22 protein-coding genes are annotated in these 21,623 nt (G+C 59.9%); all 22 read left to right on the plus strand.

Annotated features, from left to right (window positions below):
* The first annotated feature begins 21 nt into the window (after positions 1-21).
* The 22 genes from ACRC4F_RS28105 to fliM all read left to right on the plus strand — a co-directional run bounded on the left by ACRC4F_RS28105 (position 22) and on the right by fliM (position 21,608).
* On the plus strand, positions 22-1,314 hold the full coding sequence (locus tag ACRC4F_RS28105) for a motility associated factor glycosyltransferase family protein (protein ID WP_438662277.1): 1,293 nt from the start codon (positions 22-24) through the stop codon (positions 1,312-1,314).
* Positions 1,311-1,580, plus strand: a complete 270-nt coding sequence (locus tag ACRC4F_RS28110) for a hypothetical protein (protein ID WP_438662278.1) — start codon at positions 1,311-1,313, stop codon at positions 1,578-1,580. Before ACRC4F_RS28105 ends, ACRC4F_RS28110 begins: the two co-directional genes overlap by 4 nt.
* 254 nt (positions 1,581-1,834) lie before the next feature.
* Positions 1,835-2,686: a flagellin domain-containing protein gene (locus tag ACRC4F_RS28115; protein ID WP_438662279.1), complete on the plus strand. Its 852-nt coding sequence runs from the start codon at positions 1,835-1,837 to the stop codon at positions 2,684-2,686.
* Between the two features lie 74 nt (positions 2,687-2,760).
* Positions 2,761-3,126, plus strand: a complete 366-nt coding sequence (locus tag ACRC4F_RS28120) for a flagellar protein FlaG (RefSeq protein WP_438662317.1) — start codon at positions 2,761-2,763, stop codon at positions 3,124-3,126.
* Between the two features lie 82 nt (positions 3,127-3,208).
* Complete coding sequence (fliD, locus tag ACRC4F_RS28125) at positions 3,209-4,615, plus strand: flagellar filament capping protein FliD (protein WP_438662280.1); 1,407 nt, start codon at positions 3,209-3,211, stop codon at positions 4,613-4,615.
* 128 nt (positions 4,616-4,743) lie between these two features.
* Positions 4,744-5,139: a flagellar export chaperone FliS gene (gene fliS / locus ACRC4F_RS28130; protein ID WP_438662281.1), complete on the plus strand. Its 396-nt coding sequence runs from the start codon at positions 4,744-4,746 to the stop codon at positions 5,137-5,139.
* Between the two features lie 10 nt (positions 5,140-5,149).
* Positions 5,150-5,446, plus strand: coding sequence for a flagellar protein FliT (locus ACRC4F_RS28135; RefSeq protein ID WP_438662282.1), 297 nt, complete (start codon positions 5,150-5,152; stop codon positions 5,444-5,446).
* Positions 5,447-5,618: 172 nt separating this feature from the next.
* The gene (locus ACRC4F_RS28140; RefSeq protein ID WP_131061623.1) at positions 5,619-7,094 is read left to right on the plus strand and encodes a sigma-54 dependent transcriptional regulator; all 1,476 of its coding nucleotides are present in this window, start codon (positions 5,619-5,621) and stop codon (positions 7,092-7,094) included.
* Between the two features lie 128 nt (positions 7,095-7,222).
* A complete protein-coding gene (locus ACRC4F_RS28145) occupies positions 7,223-8,428 on the plus strand; it encodes a sensor histidine kinase (protein ID WP_438662318.1) in 1,206 nt (401 codons plus the stop codon).
* A gap of 5 nt (positions 8,429-8,433) precedes the next feature.
* Positions 8,434-9,813 (plus strand): sigma-54-dependent response regulator transcription factor FleR, encoded by a 1,380-nt coding sequence (gene fleR / locus ACRC4F_RS28150; protein WP_438662283.1) that lies wholly within the window; start codon positions 8,434-8,436, stop codon positions 9,811-9,813.
* A 254-nt stretch (positions 9,814-10,067) separates the two neighbouring features.
* Complete coding sequence (gene fliE / locus ACRC4F_RS28155) at positions 10,068-10,397, plus strand: flagellar hook-basal body complex protein FliE (RefSeq protein WP_010456962.1); 330 nt, start codon at positions 10,068-10,070, stop codon at positions 10,395-10,397.
* 14 nt (positions 10,398-10,411) lie between these two features.
* Positions 10,412-12,199: a flagellar basal-body MS-ring/collar protein FliF gene (fliF, locus tag ACRC4F_RS28160; RefSeq protein ID WP_438662284.1), complete on the plus strand. Its 1,788-nt coding sequence runs from the start codon at positions 10,412-10,414 to the stop codon at positions 12,197-12,199.
* Positions 12,192-13,211, plus strand: a complete 1,020-nt coding sequence (gene fliG / locus ACRC4F_RS28165) for a flagellar motor switch protein FliG (protein ID WP_007894195.1) — start codon at positions 12,192-12,194, stop codon at positions 13,209-13,211. Before fliF ends, fliG begins: the two co-directional genes overlap by 8 nt.
* A 7-nt stretch (positions 13,212-13,218) precedes the next feature.
* Positions 13,219-14,019 carry a flagellar assembly protein FliH gene (fliH, locus tag ACRC4F_RS28170; protein ID WP_438662285.1) on the plus strand — a complete coding sequence of 267 codons (801 nt, stop codon included), beginning with the start codon at positions 13,219-13,221 and terminating at the stop codon, positions 14,017-14,019.
* Positions 14,009-15,367, plus strand: a complete 1,359-nt coding sequence (gene fliI, locus ACRC4F_RS28175) for a flagellar protein export ATPase FliI (RefSeq protein ID WP_438662286.1) — start codon at positions 14,009-14,011, stop codon at positions 15,365-15,367. Before fliH ends, fliI begins: the two co-directional genes overlap by 11 nt.
* Before the next feature lie 6 nt (positions 15,368-15,373).
* The gene (fliJ, locus tag ACRC4F_RS28180; RefSeq protein WP_438662287.1) at positions 15,374-15,823 is read left to right on the plus strand and encodes a flagellar export protein FliJ; all 450 of its coding nucleotides are present in this window, start codon (positions 15,374-15,376) and stop codon (positions 15,821-15,823) included.
* Between the two features lie 211 nt (positions 15,824-16,034).
* Complete coding sequence (locus tag ACRC4F_RS28185) at positions 16,035-16,340, plus strand: STAS domain-containing protein (protein ID WP_438662288.1); 306 nt, start codon at positions 16,035-16,037, stop codon at positions 16,338-16,340.
* Between the two features lie 5 nt (positions 16,341-16,345).
* A complete protein-coding gene (locus ACRC4F_RS28190) occupies positions 16,346-18,049 on the plus strand; it encodes an ATP-binding SpoIIE family protein phosphatase (protein WP_438662319.1) in 1,704 nt (567 codons plus the stop codon).
* 30 nt (positions 18,050-18,079) lie between these two features.
* Positions 18,080-18,427 (plus strand): Hpt domain-containing protein, encoded by a 348-nt coding sequence (locus ACRC4F_RS28195; RefSeq protein ID WP_438662289.1) that lies wholly within the window; start codon positions 18,080-18,082, stop codon positions 18,425-18,427.
* Between the two features lie 105 nt (positions 18,428-18,532).
* Positions 18,533-19,909 carry a flagellar hook-length control protein FliK gene (locus ACRC4F_RS28200; RefSeq protein WP_438662290.1) on the plus strand — a complete coding sequence of 459 codons (1,377 nt, stop codon included), beginning with the start codon at positions 18,533-18,535 and terminating at the stop codon, positions 19,907-19,909.
* A gap of 223 nt (positions 19,910-20,132) precedes the next feature.
* Positions 20,133-20,630, plus strand: coding sequence for a flagellar basal body-associated protein FliL (gene fliL, locus ACRC4F_RS28205; RefSeq protein WP_438662291.1), 498 nt, complete (start codon positions 20,133-20,135; stop codon positions 20,628-20,630).
* Positions 20,631-20,639: 9 nt separating this feature from the next.
* Positions 20,640-21,608 (plus strand): flagellar motor switch protein FliM, encoded by a 969-nt coding sequence (gene fliM, locus ACRC4F_RS28210; protein WP_438662292.1) that lies wholly within the window; start codon positions 20,640-20,642, stop codon positions 21,606-21,608.
* Positions 21,609-21,623: the final 15 nt, after the last annotated feature.

Raw genomic sequence — 21,623 nt, forward strand, 5'->3', positions numbered from 1 at the left:
CCGAACCAAAAGCGAGGCTCCATGAGCGAGTTCTTTGAGCACAACTTCGATGTCATCCAGCAACGCTGGCCGGCGCTGGCTGTGCGCTTGCTGGTCGAAGACACGAGCCTGCTGCAGGCTGATCTGGTGGAAGGCCTCGGCTCGACGTTGAGCATCAACGGCATTCAGCTGACCAGCCGCCATGATCGCAGTCGCGAGGCCGTGCTTCAGGCCGACAGCTTGCCGGTCGACAGCCCGGTGGTGCATGTCTACGGCACCGGGCTCGGCGACCTGCAAATGGAGTTGCTGCAACGTGCCGGTCTTCAACGGTTGTACGTGCACATCCTCAACGGCGCCGTGTTTGCGCTGGTGCTGCAACTGCTCGACCAGCACACGTGGCTCAGCGATCCGCGGGTCGAGCTGCTGTATGCCGGCGATCAGGGAGAAATCCAGCTGCCGTTTTTTGCCCTGCCATCCGAGCTGGTACTGGCCGACGATTTCAACGCGAAGATTCGGGATCGGCTGATCAGCGAAACCCACCTGGCGTTCAATAATCGTGAGTTCGATCCGCAGTCGCCTGAAGTCATCGAGCGCCTGCAGGCCAGTCTCAAATGGGTGCAGGCCGATCACAACGTGGCCGAGTTGTTCGGTTCGCAGCCGGGGCAGGAGGTCTTTGTCATTGCCACCGGACCAAGCCTGGAACAGCACTTCACGACCCTGCGCGCGATTCGTAATGAAGCCGCGCGACCGTTGTTCATCTGTGTCGACACGGCCTATCGTCCGCTGCTCAAACACGGTATTCGCCCCGATATTGTTGTCAGCATCGACCAGCGCATTTCCGACCGGCACCTGCCGTCAGAAGGCACGGCCGACATCACGCTGGTGTACATGCCCATGCTGGATCCGGTGGTGATTGAAGCCTGGCAGGGCCCGCGATATGCCGGTTACTCCGCCAGCCCGATCTACCAGCAGTTGCGTCGGCAATTGCCCAGGGGCGAGTTGTATGTCGGTGGCAGCGTGATTCATCCGGCGGCGGACCTGGCGGTGAAGATGGGCGCGGCACAGATCACGCTGTTTGGCGCCGACTTCGCCTTCCCGGGCGACAAGACCCACGCCGGCTGGAGCGACGGGGATCTGGGGCCGCAACTGGGCGCCGCCAAACACTGGGTGCTGGACGGTCACGGTCAGCGCATCAAGACTCAGCTCAACTTCCGCAGCTATCTGTGTGAACTGGAGCGTTTTATCGCGGGCCATCCGCAGGTGCGCTTCTATAACAGCAGTCGGGCAGGAGCGATGATCGCCGGCACGGTTTTTCATCCGGAGTTCGCGTCATGAGCGTGCTTGAAACCTTCGTCGTCGACGCGCAGCACTGTGCAGCCTTGTTCCGTCTGGGGCGTGATGTGGAAGCCGGACTGGCGATGACCGAACTGGTCGCCGCCGTACACCCGACGTTCGATTCGGGATCGCTGGAGGCTCGGCAGCAGTGGGCATTTGTGCTCGGCGAACTATTCGCGTGTCAGGAGGCGCAGAACTGGCTCGCACTGGCGGATTACCTGGAATATGAGCTGGTCGAGATGCTCACCGAGAATCTGTCCGTTTAAGCAATTTATCTTCAGTCGGTGCCGGCGAGTCCTCGCCAACCTTTCGCCGACATTTCCCTGACGTCATTTTTTTCGCTGTCGGAACGTCGCCAACCCCTTGAATTACCGGGGGTGGCAACGTGATGGCAAATATTTTTGAAAATCCCCTAAAGCAAGTTGCGTTGGCGACGATAACTATTACGAAGGTTCTCTAGGCCATACCCGGCGGTTGCCAGGGCCGGAAGCCGCAGTACCCAACCAACGAGGAATTCGTCATGGCTTTAACAGTAAACACCAACGTCACATCGTTGAACGTTCAGAAGAACCTCAACCGTGCTTCCGACGCTCTGTCGACTTCGATGTCTCGCCTGTCTTCCGGCCTGAAAATCAACAGCGCTAAAGACGACGCCGCCGGCCTGCAAATCGCTACCCGTATGACTGCACAAATCCGCGGTCAGAACATGGCGATCAAAAACGCCAACGACGGTATCTCGATCGCTCAGACCGCTGAAGGCGCGATGCAGGAATCGACCAACATTCTGCAGCGTATGCGTGAACTGGCAATCCAGGCACGTACCGACTCGAACGGCACTGCAGACCGCGTCGCTCTGAACAAAGAGTTCATGGCTCTGTCGGACGAAGTGACTCGTATCGCCCAGTCGACCAACCTGAACGGCAAAAACCTGATCGACGGCACCGCCGGCACCATGACCTTCCAGGTTGGCGCCAACAGCGGTGCTTCCAACCAGATCACTCTGACTCTGGCCAGCGGCTTCGACGCTGCAACCTTGTCCGTTGGTTCGGCTACCCTGCAAATCACTGGTAACAGCTCGGCTACCGCTCAGGCTTCGTTCACCGCTGCTATCACCCGTATCGACGCTGCTCTGGCAACAATCAACGCCAGCCGTGCTGACCTCGGTGCTGCACAAAACCGTCTGACCAGCACCATCTCCAACCTGCAAAACATCAACGAGAACGCTGAAGCTGCTCGTGGTCGCGTACAAGATACCGACTTCGCTGCTGAAACTGCTCAGCTGACCAAGCAACAAACTCTGCAACAAGCTTCCACCTCCGTTCTGGCTCAGGCCAACCAGCTGCCATCCGCTGTACTGAAACTGCTTCAGTAATAGCTGATTGAGTTTTGGCGAGGGGTGTGCGCTGGTCGTGCCCTCTCGCTTTTTTACTTTTAGAGGTGATGGACATGGATATGAGCGTGAAGCTGAACTTGTCTTATCCGACGGCGAAGCACGCAACCCCGGTTGCCGAGACGCCTGCGGAAAAGCCTCGAGCGGAGCCCGCGAAAGTGGTCGACGTCAAGGAGGTGCGCAAGAGCGCGCAAGCCGAGCAGGACAAACTGAAAATGGCTGTTCAAGAAATTGAAAAGTTCGTTCAGTCGGTCAAGCGCAATCTGGAGTTCTCGATTGACGAGCCTTCAGGCCAGGTGGTTGTGAAAGTCATTGCCAGTGAGTCGGGTGAGGTGGTTCGTCAGATCCCCAACGAAGAAGTCCTGAGACTGGCCAACAGTTTGAATGATGCAAGCAGCTTGTTGTTCAGCGCTAAAGCCTGACAGCTGGCACGAATTTTGTTGTTATGTTCTTTTGGGCGTTGTAGTGGTCAAAAGACCGGCGACACACTGAAGGGAGTTCTACATGGCAAGTCCAATTTTACCGGGCACGGGTTTAGGCTCCGGCCTTGATACCGGTGCTATCGTCAAAGCCTTGGTAAACGCCGATAAAGCGGCCAAGCAAGGTCAGATCGACCGTGGGACCGCTACCAACTCGGCGAGTATTTCCGGGGTCGGTACCTTGAAATCGCTGCTGGCCACGTTCCAGGCCGCGCTCAAGGATCTGGGCAGCACGACATCCCCTCAGTTCACCGGTTTTGCAGCGACCTCCGCCAACACCAAGGCTGTCACCGCAACTGCGAACAACTCGGCGGTCGCTGGTACCTACACCATCGCTGTCACTCAACTGGCGACCAGCTCGAAAGTGGCCAGTGCCGCCTTCGCTGGCGGTGCAACCAGCCCGATCGCGCAAGGTACCCTGACGATCAATCAGGGCAGCAAGAGCTACGCCGTTGACGTTCCGGCGGGTGCCACCCTGCAATCGGTTCGCGACTCCATCAACAGTAAGTACCAGGCTGACGGCCTCAGCGCCAACATCGTGACCGACAGTTTCGGTTCACGCCTGGTGCTGGGTTCCAGCACCACGGGTGCCGGGTCCGAAATCAAGGTCAGCGGTATTGCCGGTCTGGACATGGACGGTACGGTGAAAATGGCGGCAACGCCGACTGCGACGTCTTCGGGCGCCATCGGCGAATTGCCCGTGGACGCGCTCTACAGCGTTGATGGCTTGGCCATGAGCAGTCCTTCCAACACCGTGAGCAACGTTTCCGGGTTGTCGCTGACGCTGCTGGCCAAGGACACCACCACCACCGTTACCGTCGCAGGCAACAACGATGGCCTGAAGGCTTCGATCCAGAAGTTTGTCGACGCGTATAACGCTGTCGCCAATGCTGTGACGTCCTTGACCAAGCCGTCGCTGGACGACGATGGCAAGCCGACCGTCCCGGCCGCGCTGACCGGTGATGCGATGCCGCGTGCGCTTCTGGCTGCTCTGCGTGGCCCCTTGACCACGGCCGGTGCCGGCGACAAGCTGACCGTGCTCTCGCAATTGGGGATCAACACTGACCAGAAAACCGGCGCACTGAACTTCGACACCGCCAAGTTCACCGCGGCCATGAATGACAAGAAGCTCGGTGGCGAGGTTCAGACCCTGTTTACCGGTACCAACGGTCTGCTCGAGCGCATGAACAATGTGATCAAGCCGTACACCGATACCGGCGGCATTCTGGATGCTCGCACCTCCAGTCTGAATAAGGCCAAAACCAAACTGGCCGATGATCAGGGAGCCCTGGACCGTCGAATCGAGACCCTGACCGCTGTACTGACCAAAAAGTACAACGACATGGATACACTCGTTGGTAAGTTGAAGGCGACCGCTAACAACATTACCTCGATGTTTGAGGCGATGGCTGCGCAGCAGAAGAACTCGTAACACGCATAACGCCAAAAGCCCGGCAGCGTTTTCAAGCGCTCCGGGCTTTTTGCATTTGAATCTAAAGTTTTTTGACGCGTCGTCGATACATTGGTTAGACGAACTACAGCATTTTGATGAGGTACAACATGAATCCAATGTTAGCCCTTCGCCAATACCAGAAGATTGGCGCTCAGGCGCAAACTTCAGAAGCCAGCCCGCATCGCCTCGTGCAGATGTTGATGGAAGGCGGTCTTGATCGTATCGCCCAGGCCAAAGGCGCGATGGAGCGCAAGGACATCCCGAACAAAGGTGTTCTGATCGGCAAGGCCATCGGCATCATCGGTGGTTTGCGTGAAGGTCTGGACCTCGAGAATTCCGCTGAAACGGTCGGTGAGCTGGACAATCTATACGCCTACATGATGAAGCGTCTGGCCGAAGCCAACATCAAGACCGATCCGAAGATCCTCGACGAAGTCGCTGATTTGCTTCGTACTGTCAAAGACGGTTGGGATGGAATTGCCGCACCGGGTCCGCAGTTTTAAGGAGATCACCATGAGTCTTGTATTGCAGCGAATCGAACACACCCGCGATGCCCTGGTCGGTGCATTGGCCGAGCGAAACTGGGAGGCCATCGGTGAGTTGGACCTGGCGTGTCGTTCCTGCATGGAAGACGTCTTGAGTGAAGCTTCGGTGGACGAAGCCGCGTTGCGCGATAACCTTGAGGAGTTGCTGGGGGTGTACAAGCAGCTTCTGGAGGCGGCGATGGGGGAGAGGCAGGCGATAGTCGACGAGATGTCGCAGATCCATCAAGCACAGAGCGCGGCAAAGGTTTACCATCTGTTTGGTTAATTAACCCTCAGTTAATCCAAACATAGTGCGCCATAAATTTGACTGTGCACGGTTTTTTGACTTAACTAGTGGCTGGTTCCAGATTTCAGGCGTCTACAGGCATAACGTGTCTGCAAGCGTCTAGCTTGCCCCATCATTTGGGCATTGAGTTGACTAGGGAAGTTGCTATTGCATGTGGCGTGAAACCAAAATTCTGCTGATTGATGACGATAGCGTCCGCCGCCGCGATTTGGCGGTGATTTTGAATTTTCTTGGCGAAGAAAATTTACCCTGCGGTAGCCATGACTGGCAGCAGGCTGTCGGCTCTTTGTCATCAAGTCGTGAAGTGATCTGTGTCCTGATCGGGACGGTGAATGCTCCTGGCGCGCTTCCGGGCTTGTTAAAGACACTCGCAACCTGGGATGAGTTCCTTCCGGTTTTGTTAATGGGCGATAATTCTTCCGTTGACTTGCCTGAAGACCAGCGTCGCCGAGTGCTTTCGACCCTCGAAATGCCACCCAGCTACAGCAAATTGCTCGACTCGCTGCACCGCGCCCAGGTCTATCGCGAGATGTATGACCAGGCCCGCGAGCGCGGTCGTCATCGCGAACCCAATCTTTTCCGTAGCCTCGTCGGCACCAGCCGGGCGATCCAGCACGTCCGTCAGATGATGCAGCAAGTGGCCGACACCGACGCCAGCGTGCTGATCCTCGGCGAGTCCGGCACCGGCAAGGAAGTGGTCGCGCGCAACCTGCACTACCACTCCAAGCGGCGTGACGCGCCGTTCGTACCGGTCAACTGCGGGGCGATCCCGGCCGAGTTGCTGGAAAGCGAATTGTTCGGCCACGAAAAGGGCGCCTTTACCGGTGCGATCACCAGCCGCGCCGGGCGTTTCGAACTGGCCAACGGCGGCACCCTGTTCCTCGACGAAATCGGCGACATGCCGTTGCCGATGCAGGTCAAATTGCTGCGCGTGTTGCAGGAGCGCACCTTCGAGCGCGTGGGCAGCAACAAGACCCAAAGCGTCGATGTGCGCATCATTGCGGCGACGCACAAGAATCTCGAAAGCATGATCGAGATCGGCACCTTCCGTGAAGACTTGTACTACCGCCTGAACGTGTTCCCGATCGAGATGGCGCCACTGCGCGAACGTGTCGAGGACATCCCGTTGCTGATGAACGAGTTGATCTCGCGCATGGAGCACGAGAAGCGCGGTTCGATCCGTTTCAACTCGGCGGCGATCATGTCGCTGTGCCGTCATGGCTGGCCGGGCAACGTTCGCGAACTCGCCAACCTGGTAGAGCGCATGGCGATCATGCACCCGTACGGGGTGATCGGCGTGGTCGAATTGCCGAAGAAATTCCGTTACGTCGATGATGAAGACGAGCAGTTGGTCGACAGCCTGCGCAGCGATCTTGAAGAACGAGTGGCCATCAACGGCCATACCCCGGACTTCACCGCCAACGCCTTGCTGCCGCCGGAAGGCCTCGACTTGAAAGACTATCTCGGTGGTCTGGAGCAAGGTCTGATTCAGCAGGCGCTGGATGATGCCAATGGCATCGTGGCGCGCGCTGCGGAACGCCTGCGTATTCGTCGTACCACGCTGGTGGAAAAGATGCGCAAGTACGGCATGAGCCGTCGCGACGGTGATGAACAGGCGGATGATTGACGCCTGTTTTTCAAGTCGTTCATTTGTAGGCGGTTTTTTTTAGGCACGGGTATTGCTACATCCCTCGCAACGTTCCGTTTAACTGACGGTCAGCCAAGCGAGAGAGCACGATGCCCCAAGCCGCCCAGATGTCTCCTGTCCCTGATGTTTCGGGGCAACCGTCGTCCGTAGAGCAGGCAAGCCGGCTTGGCCTTGAACAGGCGTTCTCGCTGTTCAACCAGATGTCGAGCCAGTTGACTGATTCCTACAGCATGCTTGAAGCGCGGGTCACTGAGCTCAAGGGTGAGTTGGCGGTGGTCAGTGCCCAGCGCATGCAAGAGCTGGCGGAAAAAGAACGCCTGGCCAACCGTCTGCAAAATCTCCTTGATTTGTTGCCTGGCGGCGTCATCGTCATCGACGCCCAGGGCATCGTGCGCGAAGCCAACCCGGCGGCCTGCGAGTTGCTCGGTCTGCCCCTCGAAGGCGAGCTGTGGCGCCATGTCATTGCGCGCTGCTTTGCCCCTCGCGAAGACGACGGTCACGAAATCTCCCTCAAGGACGGTCGGCGTCTGTCGATTGCCACTCGCTCGCTGGATGCCGAGCCGGGTCAGTTGGTGTTGCTCAACGACCTGACTGAAACCCGTCATCTGCAAGATCAGCTTGCCCGTCACGAACGCCTGTCGTCCCTCGGTCGAATGGTGGCGTCACTGGCTCATCAGATTCGTACGCCATTGTCCGCCGCGCTGCTCTACGCCAGTCATTTGACTGAGCAGGAATTGCCGGTCGCCACGAAGCAGCGTTTTGCCGGGCGCCTGAAAGAGCGTCTGCATGAGCTGGAGCATCAAGTTCGCGACATGTTGGTGTTCGCTCGCGGCGAGTTGCCGTTGACCGACCGTGTCACCCCCGGGCAACTGATGCAGTCGCTGCAATCGGCAGCGCTGACCCATGTTCAGGACCTGCCGATTCGCTGGCAGTGCGACAGTCACGCCGGTGAGTTGCTGTGCAACCGCGACACCCTGGTCGGGGCGATTCTCAACCTGATCGAGAACGCGATTCAGGCCAGCGCTGGCGATGTCCGGTTGAAGGTGCATTTCTATGCCCGTGAAAACAACTTGCGCGTGTGCGTCAGTGACAGCGGCAGCGGCATCGACGGCAAGGTTCTGGCGCGACTGGGCGAGCCGTTTTTCACCACCAAAACAACCGGAACCGGCCTGGGCCTGACCGTGGTCAAGGCAGTGGCCCGTGCTCATCAGGGAGAATTGCAGTTGCGCTCACGGCCGGGTCGCGGCACGTGTGCGCAGGTCATCCTGCCGCTTTTTTCCGGTGAACAGCCCAACGCTCAGGGAGCGGAGTGAAGGACATGGCAATCAAGGTTCTGCTGGTCGAGGACGACCGCGCGCTACGCGAAGCACTGGCCGATACACTGCTGCTCGCGGGGCACGACTACACGGCGGTCGGTTCGGCGGAAGAGGCGCTCGCGACAGTCGGCAATGAGGCGTTCAGCCTGGTGATCAGCGACGTCAACATGCCGGGCATGGACGGCCATCAATTGCTCGGCCTGCTGCGGGCACGCCAGCCGCAATTGCCGGTGTTGCTGATGACCGCGCACGGCGCCGTCGAGCGGGCCGTCGATGCGATGCGCCAGGGCGCGGCGGATTATCTGGTCAAGCCGTTCGAGCCCAAGGCCTTGCTCGATCTGGTGGCGCGGCACGCCCTGGGCAATCTCGGCGTGAGCGAGAGCGAGGGGCCGATTGCCTTCGAGCCGGCCAGTGCGCAATTGCTGGAACTGGCCGCGCGGGTCGCGCGCAGCGATTCGACCGTGCTGATTTCCGGCGAGTCCGGTACCGGTAAAGAAGTCCTGGCGCGCTATATTCATCAGCATTCCCGTCGCGCCAGTCAGCCGTTCATTGCGATCAACTGCGCGGCGATCCCTGACAACATGCTCGAAGCCACGTTGTTCGGTCACGAAAAAGGTTCGTTCACCGGTGCCATCGCGGCGCAGGCCGGCAAGTTTGAGCAGGCCGATGGCGGCACCATTCTGCTCGACGAAATTTCTGAAATGCCCCTCGGGCTCCAGGCCAAGTTGCTGCGTGTATTGCAGGAGCGCGAAGTCGAGCGAGTCGGCGCGCGCAAGCCGATCACCCTGGATATTCGGGTGGTCGCGACGACTAACCGTGATCTCGCCGGGGAAGTGGCGGCAGGGCGATTCCGTGAAGACCTTTACTATCGACTGTCGGTGTTTCCATTGGCCTGGCGTCCGTTGCGCGAGCGCACCGCCGACATCCTGCCGCTGGCCGAGCGTCTGTTGGCCAAACACGTCAATAAAATGAAGCATGCAGTGGCGAAACTCTCGCCCGAGGCGCAGGCGTGCCTGATCGGTTATCCATGGCCGGGCAACGTGCGTGAGCTGGATAACGCGATCCAGCGCGCCTTGATTCTGCAACAGGGTGGTTTGATCCAGCCTCAGGATTTCTGTCTGTCCGGGCCGGTGGCCTGCGCACCGTTGCCGGCCTTGGCGCCGGTGCGGGCCGTGGAAGTCGAAGCTGAATCGGCCGGGGCTTTGGGCGATGACCTGCGCCGCCGTGAATTCCAGATGATCATCGATACCTTGCGCACTGAGCGCGGCCGTCGCAAAGAAGCCGCCGAGCGATTGGGCATCAGCCCGCGCACCTTGCGCTACAAGCTGGCGCAGATGCGCGACGCCGGCATGGATGTGGAAGCGTATTTGTTCGCCACTTGAAAACTGATGTACGCAAAGTCCCTGTGGGAGCGAGCCTGCTCGCGATGAGGGCGTGACAGATACAGACATGTCGGCTGACATGACCTCATCGCGAGCAGGCTCGCTCCTACAGAGGGCTGCGGCAATTTTCGATCAGGATGAAGCCGGGACGGCTTTTGTTCAGAGCGGCCACGGAGCTGGCACCCTTGTTGCTAACACCTCACTACCCGCCGAGTGAGTGTCAAAAAATTGCGGGTCGCCAACGAGAGTAGACGATGAGCCAAGGTATTGAATTTAATCGGTTGATGCTCGACATGCGCTCCATGCAAATGGATGCCATGTCTGCGCCTAAATCGACTGCCGCAGTCCCTGAACTGGGTGGCAGCAGCTTTTCCGACATGCTCGGTCAGGCCGTCAATAAAGTGAACGACACCCAGCAAGCGTCCAGTCAGCTGGCCAGTGCCTTCGAGATCGGCAAGAGCGGCGTCGACCTGACGGACGTGATGATTTCCTCGCAGAAGGCCAGCGTGTCTTTTCAAGCGTTGACCCAAGTGCGCAACAAGCTGGTTCAGGCATACCAAGACATCATGCAGATGCCGGTTTAAGGACGAATTGAGTCATGGCAGAAGCAATCGCCGATAACGTTCCGGCCAAGGCCACCCCAGTAGACGGCAAACCGCCGCTGTTCGGGTTGTCCTTCCTGGAAAACCTCTCCGAGATGACCATGTTGCGTCAGGTAGGCCTGTTGGTCGGCCTGGCTGCGAGCGTGGCGATTGGTTTTGCCGTGGTGCTGTGGTCGCAGCAGCCGGACTACCGGCCTCTGTACGGCAGCCTTGCCGGCATGGACGCCAAACAGGTCATGGATACCCTGGCCGCCGCTGACATTCCTTACACCGTGGAACCCAACTCCGGTGCCTTGCTGGTCAAGGCCGAAGACCTGTCCCGTGCGCGGCTCAAGCTCGCGGGCGCTGGTGTCACTCCCAGCGATGGCAACATCGGTTTTGAAATCCTCGACAAGGATCAGGGCCTGGGGACCAGCCAGTTCATGGAAGCGACCCGTTATCGTCGCGGCCTCGAAGGCGAACTGGCTCGCACCATTTCCAGCCTGAACAACGTCAAGGGCGCTCGCGTGCACCTGGCGATTCCGAAAAGCTCGGTGTTCGTGCGTGATGAACGCAAGCCAAGCGCTTCGGTTTTGGTTGAGCTGTATTCCGGCCGCTCGCTGGAGCCGGGTCAGGTAGTGGCGATCATCAACCTGGTCGCGACCAGCGTTCCCGAGCTCAGCAAATCCCAGATCACCGTGGTCGATCAGAAGGGCAACCTGCTGTCGGATCAGGCGGAAAATTCCGAACTGACCATGGCCGGCAAGCAGTTCGATTACAGCCGTCGCATGGAAACCATGCTGACCCAACGTGTGCACAACATCCTGCAACCGGTGTTGGGCAACGACCGCTATAAAGCCGAAGTGTCGGCCGACGTGGACTTCAGTGCCGTCGAGTCGACCTCCGAGCAGTTCAACCCGGACCAACCGGCGTTGCGCAGCGAGCAGTCGGTCAACGAACAACGCACCGCCAGCAATGGCCCGCAAGGTGTGCCGGGTGCCCTGAGCAATCAGCCGCCATCGCCAGCCTCCGCACCGCAAACCACCGGTGGCAGCACCGCGGCAGCCGGCATGGTTCAGCCAGGCCAGCCGTTGATCGATGCCAACGGTCAGCAAATCATGGACCCGGCCACCGGTCAGCCGATGCTGGCGCCGTACCCGGCGGACAAGCGTCAACAATCCACCAAGAACTTCGAACTCGACCGTTCCATCAGCCACACCAAGCAGCAGCAGGGTCGTCTGAACCGCCTGTCGGTGTCGGTCGTTGTGGATGATCAGGTCAAGATCAACGCCGCCAATGGCGAAACCACCCGTGCGCCGTGGAGCGCCGATGAATTGGCGCGCTTCACTCGTCTGGTGCAGGACGCCGTCGGTTTCGACGCCAGCCGTGGTGACAGCGTCAGCGTAATCAACATGCCGTTCTCCGCCGAGCGCGGTGAAGTGATTGCCGATATTCCGTTCTACTCCCAGCCGTGGTTCTGGGACATCGTCAAGCAAGTGCTGGGTGTGTTGTTCATCCTGGTGCTGGTGTTCGGCGTGCTGCGTCCGGTGCTCAACAACATCACCGGCGGCGGTAAAGGCAAGCAGTTGGCCGGCATTGGCAGCGACGTGGAACTCGGTGGCATGGGCGGCCTGGACGGCGAACTGGCCAACGACCGCGTCAGCCTCGGTGGCCCGCAAAGCATCCTGCTGCCGAGCCCGAGCGAAGGCTATGACGCACAGTTGAATGCAATCAAGAGTCTGGTGGCAGAAGATCCGGGTCGTGTGGCCCAGGTCGTGAAAGAGTGGATTAACGCAGATGAGTGATAACCGAGCCGTTGCCGCCAAACTGACCAAGGTCGACAAAGCCGCGATTCTGCTGCTGTCCCTGGGTTCGACCGATGCTGCCCAAGTGTTGCGCCACATGGGGCCCAAAGAGGTCCAGCGTGTGGGTGTGGCCATGGCCCAGATGGGTAACGTCCATCGCGAGCAGGTCGAGCAGGTCATGAGCGAGTTCGTCGACATCGTCGGCGACCAGACCAGCCTGGGCGTCGGCTCCGATGACTACGTGCGCAAAATGCTCACCCAGGCACTGGGCGAAGACAAGGCCAATGGCCTGATCGATCGCATCCTGCTGGGCGGCAACACCAGCGGCCTCGACAGCCTGAAGTGGATGGAGCCGCGCGCCGTCGCCGACGTGATCCGTTACGAGCACCCGCAGATCCAGGCGATCGTCGTGGCGTACCTCGACCCGGATCAGGCCGGTGAAGTGCTTGGCAACTTCGACCACAAGGTGCGTCTGGACATCATTCTGCGGGTTTCCTCGCTGAACACCGTACAGCCAGCGGCCCTGAAAGAACTCAACCAGATTCTCGAGAAGCAGTTCTCCGGCAACTCGAATGCCTCGCGCACCACCCTGGGTGGCATCAAGCGTGCGGCCGACATCATGAACTTCCTCGACAGCTCGATCGAAGGTCAGCTGATGGACTCGATCCGCGAAGTCGACGAAGACCTGTCCGGTCAGATCGAAGACCTCATGTTCGTGTTCAACAACCTGTCCGATGTCGACGACCGCGGCATTCAGGCGTTGCTGCGCGAAGTGTCCTCCGACGTGCTGGTGCTGGCCCTCAAGGGTTCGGACGAAGGCGTCAAGGAAAAGATCTTCAAGAACATGTCCAAACGAGCGGCCGAACTGTTGCGCGACGACCTCGAGGCCAAAGGCCCGGTGCGTGTCAGCGACGTGGAAACCGCACAGAAAGAAATCCTCACCATTGCCCGCCGTATGGCCGAAGCCGGAGAAATCGTTCTCGGCGGGAAGGGCGGCGAAGAGATGATCTAAGGTCACTATGTCGTCCAAACATGATGAGTCCCAGACCGACCTGATCCGAGGCAAGGACGTCGCCGGTTTCGACGTCTGGGCGTTGCCCAGCTTCGATCCTTTTGTGCCGGAGCCCGAGCCGGAACCCGAGCCTGAACCGCCGGAAATGGAAGAAGTGCCGCTGGATGAAGTCCAGCCACTGACCCTTGAAGAACTCGAAGCAATTCGCCAGGAAGCCTACAACGAAGGTTTTGCCGTGGGCGAGAAAGAGGGTTTTCACAGCACCACGCTCAAGGTTCGTCAGGAAGCTGAAGCGGCGCTGACGCCGAAGATTGCCGGCCTTGAACAGCTGATGGCCAACCTGTTCGAGCCTATCGCCGAGCAGGACACCCAGATCGAAAAGTCGTTGGTTGATCTCGTGCAACACATCACCAAACAGGTGATTCAGCGCGAACTGGCCATCGACTCGACGCAAATCGAACACGTCATGCGCGACGCCCTCAAGCTCTTGCCGTTGGGCGTGGGCAATGTGCGGCTGTACATCAATCCGCAGGATTTCGAACAGGTCAAAGCCCTGCGCGAGCGCCATGAAGAAACCTGGCGCATCGTCGAGGACGTGTCCCTGTTGCCCGGCGGTTGCCGGGTCGAGACCGAACACAGTCGCATCGACGCCACCGTTGAAACCCGCGTTGCCCAGGTCATGGCCAAGCTGTTCGATCAGTTGCACGACCAGGCCTTGCACCCGGCTGCGCCGGATTTGAGCCTGGAACTGCCGGTCGACGAGAAGCCCGCGGTCGAGCCGACCCTGGACGACCCCGATGCGCCTTGATCGCACCAGCTTCGCCAAGCGCCTGGGCAGCTATGCCGAGGTCACGACGCTGGCTGGGGCGCCGATTCTCGAAGGCCGTCTGCTGCGTATGGTCGGCCTGACCCTCGAAGCCGAAGGTTTGCGCGCCGCCATGGGCAGCCGCTGCATGGTCATCAACGACGACAGTTATCACCCGGTGCAGGTCGAAGCCGAAGTCATGGGCTTCTCCGGCAGCAAAGTATTCCTGATGCCGGTCGGCAGCGTCGCCGGCATTGCGCCCGGTGCCCGCGTGGTGCCGATGGCGGACACTGGCCGCTTGCCGATGGGCATGAGCATGCTCGGGCGGGTACTCGACGGCGCCGGTCGTGCGCTGGATGGCAAGGGCGGGATGAAGGCCGAAGACTGGGTGCCGATGGACGGCCCGACGATCAACCCGCTCAAGCGTCATCCAATCAGCGAGCCGCTGGATGTGGGCATTCGCACCATCAACGGTTTGTTGACGGTGGGTCGCGGCCAGCGTCTCGGTCTGTTCGCCGGCACCGGCGTCGGTAAATCCGTGCTGCTGGGCATGATGACCCGCTTTACCGAGGCCGACATTATTGTCGTCGGGCTGATCGGTGAGCGGGGTCGTGAGGTTAAGGAATTCATCGAGCACATCCTCGGTGAAGAAGGGCTCAAGCGTTCGGTGGTCGTTGCCTCGCCTGCGGACGATGCGCCGCTGATGCGTCTGCGCGCCGCCATGTATTGCACGCGCATTGCCGAGTATTTTCGCGACAAGGGCAAGAACGTCCTGTTGCTCATGGATTCGCTGACCCGTTTCGCCCAGGCCCAGCGGGAAATCGCCCTGGCCATCGGCGAACCGCCAGCGACCAAGGGTTATCCGCCATCGGTATTCGCCAAGTTGCCGAAACTGGTGGAGCGGGCTGGTAACGCCGAGAAGGGCGGTGGCTCGATCACCGCGTTCTACACCGTATTGTCCGAAGGCGATGACCAGCAGGACCCGATCGCCGACTCGGCACGAGGCGTGCTCGACGGGCACATCGTGCTGTCCCGGCGCCTGGCCGAAGAAGGTCATTACCCGGCCATCGATATCGAAGCTTCCATCAGCCGGGTCATGCCGTCGGTGGTCAGCCCCGAGCACATGGCGCGCGCGCAGATGTTCAAGCAGTACTGGTCGCGTTATCAGCAGAGTCGCGATTTGATCAGTGTCGGTGCCTATGTGCCGGGCGGTGATCGAGAAACCGACGTCGCGATTTCCCTGCAACCGGCCATGACCACTTATCTGCGTCAGGGCTTGAACGACAACATTGGCATGGGCGCCAGCGAACACCACCTCGCCACCATCTTCGCCCCGGCAGCGGGCGGCTAACCGGCCATGGCCCAGAGCCGCGCGGCACGCCTGGCACCCGTGGTGGAAATGGCTGAAAAGGCCGAAAAAACCGCGGTCATGCGCCTCGGGCACTTCCAGGGCCAGGTTCGTGTGGCGGAAAGCAAACTCGCCGACCTCGAAAACTTCCGCCTCGAATACCAGGAACAATGGATCGTGCGCGGCAGCACCGGCGTTTCCGGCCAGTGGTTGCTCGGCTATCAGGGCTTTCTTGCGCAACTGGGCACGGCCATCGATCAGCAGCGCCAAAGCCTGAACTGGCACCAGAACAACCTGAACAAGGCGCGCGAGTCTTGGCAGCAGGCGTTTGCCCGGGTTGAAGGCTTGCGCAAACTTGTACAACGCTACATGGACGAGGCGCGCAAGCTTGAAGACAAGCGCGAGCAGAAGCTGCTGGATGAGTTGTCCCAGCGGTTGCCGCGGCATGATCCGTATTGAGTCAGGCGGACCGCGTGATCGTTCTTCGCGAGCAGGCTCGTTCCCACAGGTTTTGTGTCGTTTGCAAGTAATGTGGACTTATAACCTGTAAGAGCGAGCCTGCTCGCGAAGGCGATTTCACAGGCTGTACAACTTTTCCCGCCTTGCTCCCATCTCCGCCAAGTGCTAAACCTTGTACACGTACGTTCACCCATGACAAGGAAGCCGATAAATGCCAGTCGTTACAAAATTCTCCCAGGATGGGAAAAAGTTGACGATCTCGATCAAGGGGAAATTCGATTTCGCCAAGCATCAGGAATTTCGTGAGTCCTACGAAAACCTTAAACCGACGCCCGAGTCATTCGAGGTGGATTTGAAAGACGCCACCTACCTCGACAGTTCCGCGCTCGGCATGCTTTTGCTATTGCGTGATCACGCTGGCGGCGACAATGCCAAAATCGATTTGACCAACGCCAACGCCGATGTGCGCAAGATTCTCGCCATCTCCAACTTCGAACAAATCTTCAAAGTTGCATGACCGCCATGCAGCCGGTCGAACCGCTGACAATCCTCATCGCCGAAGACAGTGCGGCCGATCGCATGCTGCTGTCGAGCATCGTCCGTCGCCAAGGCCACCAGGTGCTCACGGCCGCCAACGGTGCCGAAGCCGTCGAAGCATTTCGCGAGCAACGTCCGCACCTGGTGTTGATGGACGCGATGATGCCGGTGATGGACGGATTCGAAGCGGCGCGCCAGATCAAGGCGCTGGCCGGGGAAACCCTGGTGCCGATCATCTTCCTGACCTCGCTGACCGAAAGCGAGGCCCTGGCCCGGTGCCTGGAGGCCGGTGGCGACGACTTTCTGGCCAAGCCTTACAACCAGGTGATTCTCGCCGCCAAGATCAAGGCCATGGACCGCTTGCGCCGGTTGCAGGCCACAGTGCTGCAGCAGCGTGATCTGATCGCCAAACATCACGACTACTTGCTCAACGAGCAGCGAGTGGCCAAGGCCGTATTCGACAAGGTGGCGCATTCGGGCTGCCTGAGTGCGCCGAACATCCGCTACCTGCAATCCCCTTATGCACTGTTCAACGGCGATCTGCTGCTCGCGGCGTTCACCCCGGCCGGCGATATGCACGTACTGCTGGGTGATTTCACCGGTCACGGTTTGCCGGCCGCCGTGGGCGCCATGCCCCTGGCTGAAGTCTTCTACGGCATGACCGCCAAGGGTTACGGCCTGGCCGAAACCCTGCGCGAGATGAATGCCAAGCTCAAGCGCATCCTGCCGGTGGACATGTTCTGCTGTGCCACTTTGCTGTGCCTGAGCTTTCAGCGCCGTTCGGTGGAAGTCTGGAACGGCGGGATGCCGGACGGTTACTTGCACAACATCGCCAGCGGTGAGCGTACGCCGCTGCCGGCGCGACACTTGCCACTGGGTGTATTGAGCCCGCAGACCTTCAATGACCGCACTGAAGTGTTTCCGATGGCCGTGGGTGATCGGGTGTTCCTGCTGTCCGACGGGGTTATCGATACCTGCGATGCCAACGAGCAGTTGTTTGGTGTGGAGCGGTTGCAACGGGTGTTTGCGGCCAATCGTCAGCCAGACGCGCTGTTCGAGGAAATCGAGCAGGCGCTGCGGGACTTTCGTGGTGAGGCTCGCGATGACGTGAGCATGGTCGAGGTCAGTCTGCTGGAGGCGGCGCAACTGATCCCGCCGGCGCCGGTGTACTCCGACAGTGGCCAGTCCTGTCCGCTGGACTGGTCGGTGAGTTTCGAGTTTCGCGCCGCAACCCTCAAACGTTTCAATCCGCTGCCGTATCTTTTGCAGTTGCTGCTCGAGGTTCACGGCCTGCGCGCCCAGAGTGGCGCGCTCTACAGTGTGTTGGCCGAGCTTTATTCCAATGCCCTGGAGCACGGCGTGCTGGGTCTGGACTCAAGCCTCAAGCGCGATGCTTCGGGTTTTTCGCGTTATTATCAAGCGCGCAATGACCGGCTGGAGGCGTTGCACGACGGCTATGTGCGGGTGCATTTGCAGGTCATGCCGACGGGCGAGGGCGGAAGCCTGATTGTGCGGGTTGAAGACAGTGGCAAGGGTTTTGATGTGGCGCGGGTAATGGAGCGTCCCGTCGATGGTGGCCGTCTGTCGGGACGCGGCGTCAGTCTGATCCGTCAATTGAGCCGTAGCGCGAGCTGGTCCGACGATGGTCGTAGTGCTCGCGTGGAGTTTTTCTGGGAGGCTCTGGCATAATTCACCCATTCTTGATCAAGGAGTGAGCAAGTGGCTGACACACATCTGGACCGTGACGTGCTGAGCGCGTTGCAGGAAGTCATGGAGGGCGAGTATCCGACGTTGCTGGATACCTTCATCGCCGACTCCGAAGAACGTTTGCGCGTGTTGCGAAAGGCAGAAGATGCCGCGCAACTCATGAATGCCGCCCACAGTTTCAAGGGCAGCAGTAGCAATATGGGCGCTATCCGCTTGGCTGAGTTGTGCCACGAGCTGGAGCAGCGCGCCAAGCAGAAAAGCCTCGCGGGTATTGAAAAACTGGTGGGAGAAATCGACGGCGAATTCGCCATCGTCCGACCGCTGTATGAGGCGGAGCGACAGCGCTCTCTCACTGAATAAAGTAGCCGTCCGGCGCTTTTAATCTCTATCGAGCCAACCTGGCTCGACCTTTGCAGTCATCTCACTCAACTGTACCTACGATCCCAGTGCAGCGGAGACCGTTTTATGCCCGTTACCCCCAATTCGCTTCTGCAGGCCGCCGCGACGGCCAAGACTCAAGTCGCCTCCGCCAATACCCCGGCGCTGGCCGCTGAGCCAGGGGACAAGGCGTCCAGCTTCGCTGATGTTTACGCCAATCAGGCTCAGAACAAGCCTTCTGCGACAGCTGATAAACCCGCTAAACCTGCCACTGACAACGCCTCGCAAGGCGCCGGCAAACCGGATGTCAGCAGTGACAAGCCTGCCGCCCCGGAACCGGCGGTTGCCGATAGCGGCAATTCCTTGCCCGCCGATAAACCGGCGCCGACCGACGACGCAACGGCCACCGACGATCAGGCCGAGACCACCGAAACGCCAGTGGCCGAAACGACGCCTGCTGATCCGAGCCTCGATCCGGCCCTTGATCCGGCGTTGATGCAGGTTGTGCAGCCGTTGGTGACCGTGCCGGTCGTGCAAACCGCTGCGCCCGTTGTCACGACCGCACAACCACAGGCTGAAGCACCGGTTGCTGCCGCCGTCGTTGTCGCGACCGCACAAGCAACGCCTGCTGCCGATAGCGATTTCGATCCCGAAGCGGATCCGCTCGATGCGTTGCCGGCCGTGCGCATGGCCATGGAGCAGAGCGGTCACGTGTCCGCCAACAGCCAGGCCCAACCAAAAGCCGGTTCTGCTCAAGCCCAGGCTGACGGTGAGCTGACGGCGGCGCAGAACTTTGCCGCCGGCATGGCCAGCATGCTCGACGTGCAAGCCGACAAGGACAGCACCAGCCAGGGCGGCGAGAAAGCCTTCAGCGGTCTGATCGATGGCGGCCTCAAGGATTTGACGTCGGCCAGCAGCGATACCCGAGTCGATGACTTCGCCAACCGTCTGGCGGCACTGACCCAGGCGGCCACACCAAAAACCGCCAATGCCTTGCCGGTGAACCAGCCGATCGCCATGCATCAGAGTGGCTGGACCGAAGAAGTGGTCAACCGCGTCATGTACCTCTCCAGCGCCAACCTCAAGGCAGCCGATATCCAGTTGCAACCGGCGGAGCTGGGGCGCCTCGATATCCGGGTGAACATGGTTCCGGACCAGCAGACCCAAGTCACCTTCATGAGCGCCCATCCAAGCGTTCGCGAAGCACTCGACGGTCAGATGCATCGCCTGCGTGACATGTTCGCGCAACAAGGTATGGGCCAGGTCGACGTCAACGTGTCCGACCAGTCTCGCGGCTGGCAAGGGCAGGGCCAGGATCAGGCTCAGCAGGGGCATGGTGGTCGCACGAGTTCCAACGGCGGACGCCTCGATGGCATGGATGACGAGGTTGCACCGACCGTCGCCGAAGTGGCGGCCACTGCCACCAGCGTGATCGGCTCCAGCGCCGTCGACTACTACGCCTGACCCAACGCAATACCCCCTGTGGGAGCGAGCCTGCTCGCGATAGCGGTGTAACAGTCAATGCATATGTTGAATGTTATGGCCTCATCGCGAGCAGGCTCGCTCCCACAGGGGTTTGTGGTGTGCCGCAACTCCCCGCTCAACTCCCTCCCGACACTTCTGGCATAACACTTGCTCTTGCCTTGCCGTGCGACTGTGAAAACCCGAATAGTGACGGATTATTGGCATGGCGAAGAGCGACGCAGTAGTAAAAGACCCCGCAACCAAAGGCAAGATCAAGCTGATCATTGTGATCGTGGTGGCCCTGCTGCTGGCGATCGGCATGTCCGTGGGGGCGACCTGGTTCTTCATGCATAACGCCCAAAGCAAGCCTGCCGCCGCGGAAACCGCTGTGGTCGGCAAGCAGCCAGCGATTTTCGAGCCCATGGCTCCGGCTTTCGTAGCCAACTACAACGTGAGCGGCCGCCAGCGCTACATGCAGGTGAGCATCACCCTGCAAGGCCGCAACCAGACTGATCTGGAGGCGCTTAAAGTGCACATGCCGGTCATCCGCAATAACCTGGTCATGCTGTTCTCCGGCCAGGACTTTGCCACGCTGGCAACCCCGGTCGGCCAGGAGATGTTGCGTCAGAAGGCCACGGCCAGCGTCCAGGAAGTGGCGCAGAAAGAACTCGGCAAAGTGGTTATCGAACAGCTGCTTTTCACTAATTTCGTACTGCAGTAGGAACACGACATGGCCGTGCAGGACCTGCTGTCCCAGGATGAGATCGACGCGCTGTTGCATGGCGTCGACGATGGTCTGGTACAGACCGATAACGTTGCTGAACCCGGCAGCGTCAAAAGCTACGACCTGACCAGCCAGGATCGCATCGTCCGCGGACGCATGCCGACCCTGGAAATGATCAACGAGCGTTTCGCCCGCTACACCCGCATCAGCATGTTCAACATGCTGCGCCGCTCGGCGGACGTTGCCGTCGGTGGTGTGCAGGTGATGAAGTTCGGCGAATACGTGCACTCGCTGTACGTGCCGACCAGCCTCAACCTGGTCAAGATCAAGCCGTTGCGCGGCACCGCGCTGTTCATCCTCGACGCCAAACTGGTGTTCAAGCTGGTGGACAACTTCTTCGGCGGCGACGGCCGTCACGCCAAGATCGAGGGGCGTGAATTCACCCCTACCGAGCTGCGTGTCGTGCGCATGGTGCTGGAGCAGGCCTTCGTCGATTTGAAGGAAGCCTGGCAGGCGATCATGGAAGTGAACTTCGAGTACATCAACTCGGAAGTGAACCCGGCCATGGCCAACATCGTCGGCCCGAGCGAAGCGGTGGTGGTGTCGACGTTCCACATCGAACTCGATGGTGGTGGCGGCGACCTGCACGTGACCATGCCGTACTCGATGATCGAGCCAGTGCGCGAAATGCTCGACGCCGGCTTCCAGTCGGATCTGGACGATCAGGACGAGCGTTGGGTCAACGCCCTGCGCCAGGACGTGCTGGACGTCGACGTGCCGATCGGTGCCACGGTTGCCCGTCGCCAGTTGCGCTTGCGCGACATCCTGCACATGCAGCCGGGTGATGTGATCCCGGTCGAGATGCCGGAAGAAATGATCATGCGCGCCAACGGCGTGCCGGCCTTCAAGGTCAAGATGGGCTCGCACAAAGGCAACCTCGCGTTGCAGGTGATCGAGCCGATCGAGCGCCGCTGACCGGCGCTCCCAACC

It is taken from the genome of Pseudomonas sp. (assembly GCF_051660785.1).
In the GTDB taxonomy this organism is placed as follows: Bacteria; Pseudomonadota; Gammaproteobacteria; order Pseudomonadales; family Pseudomonadaceae; genus Aquipseudomonas.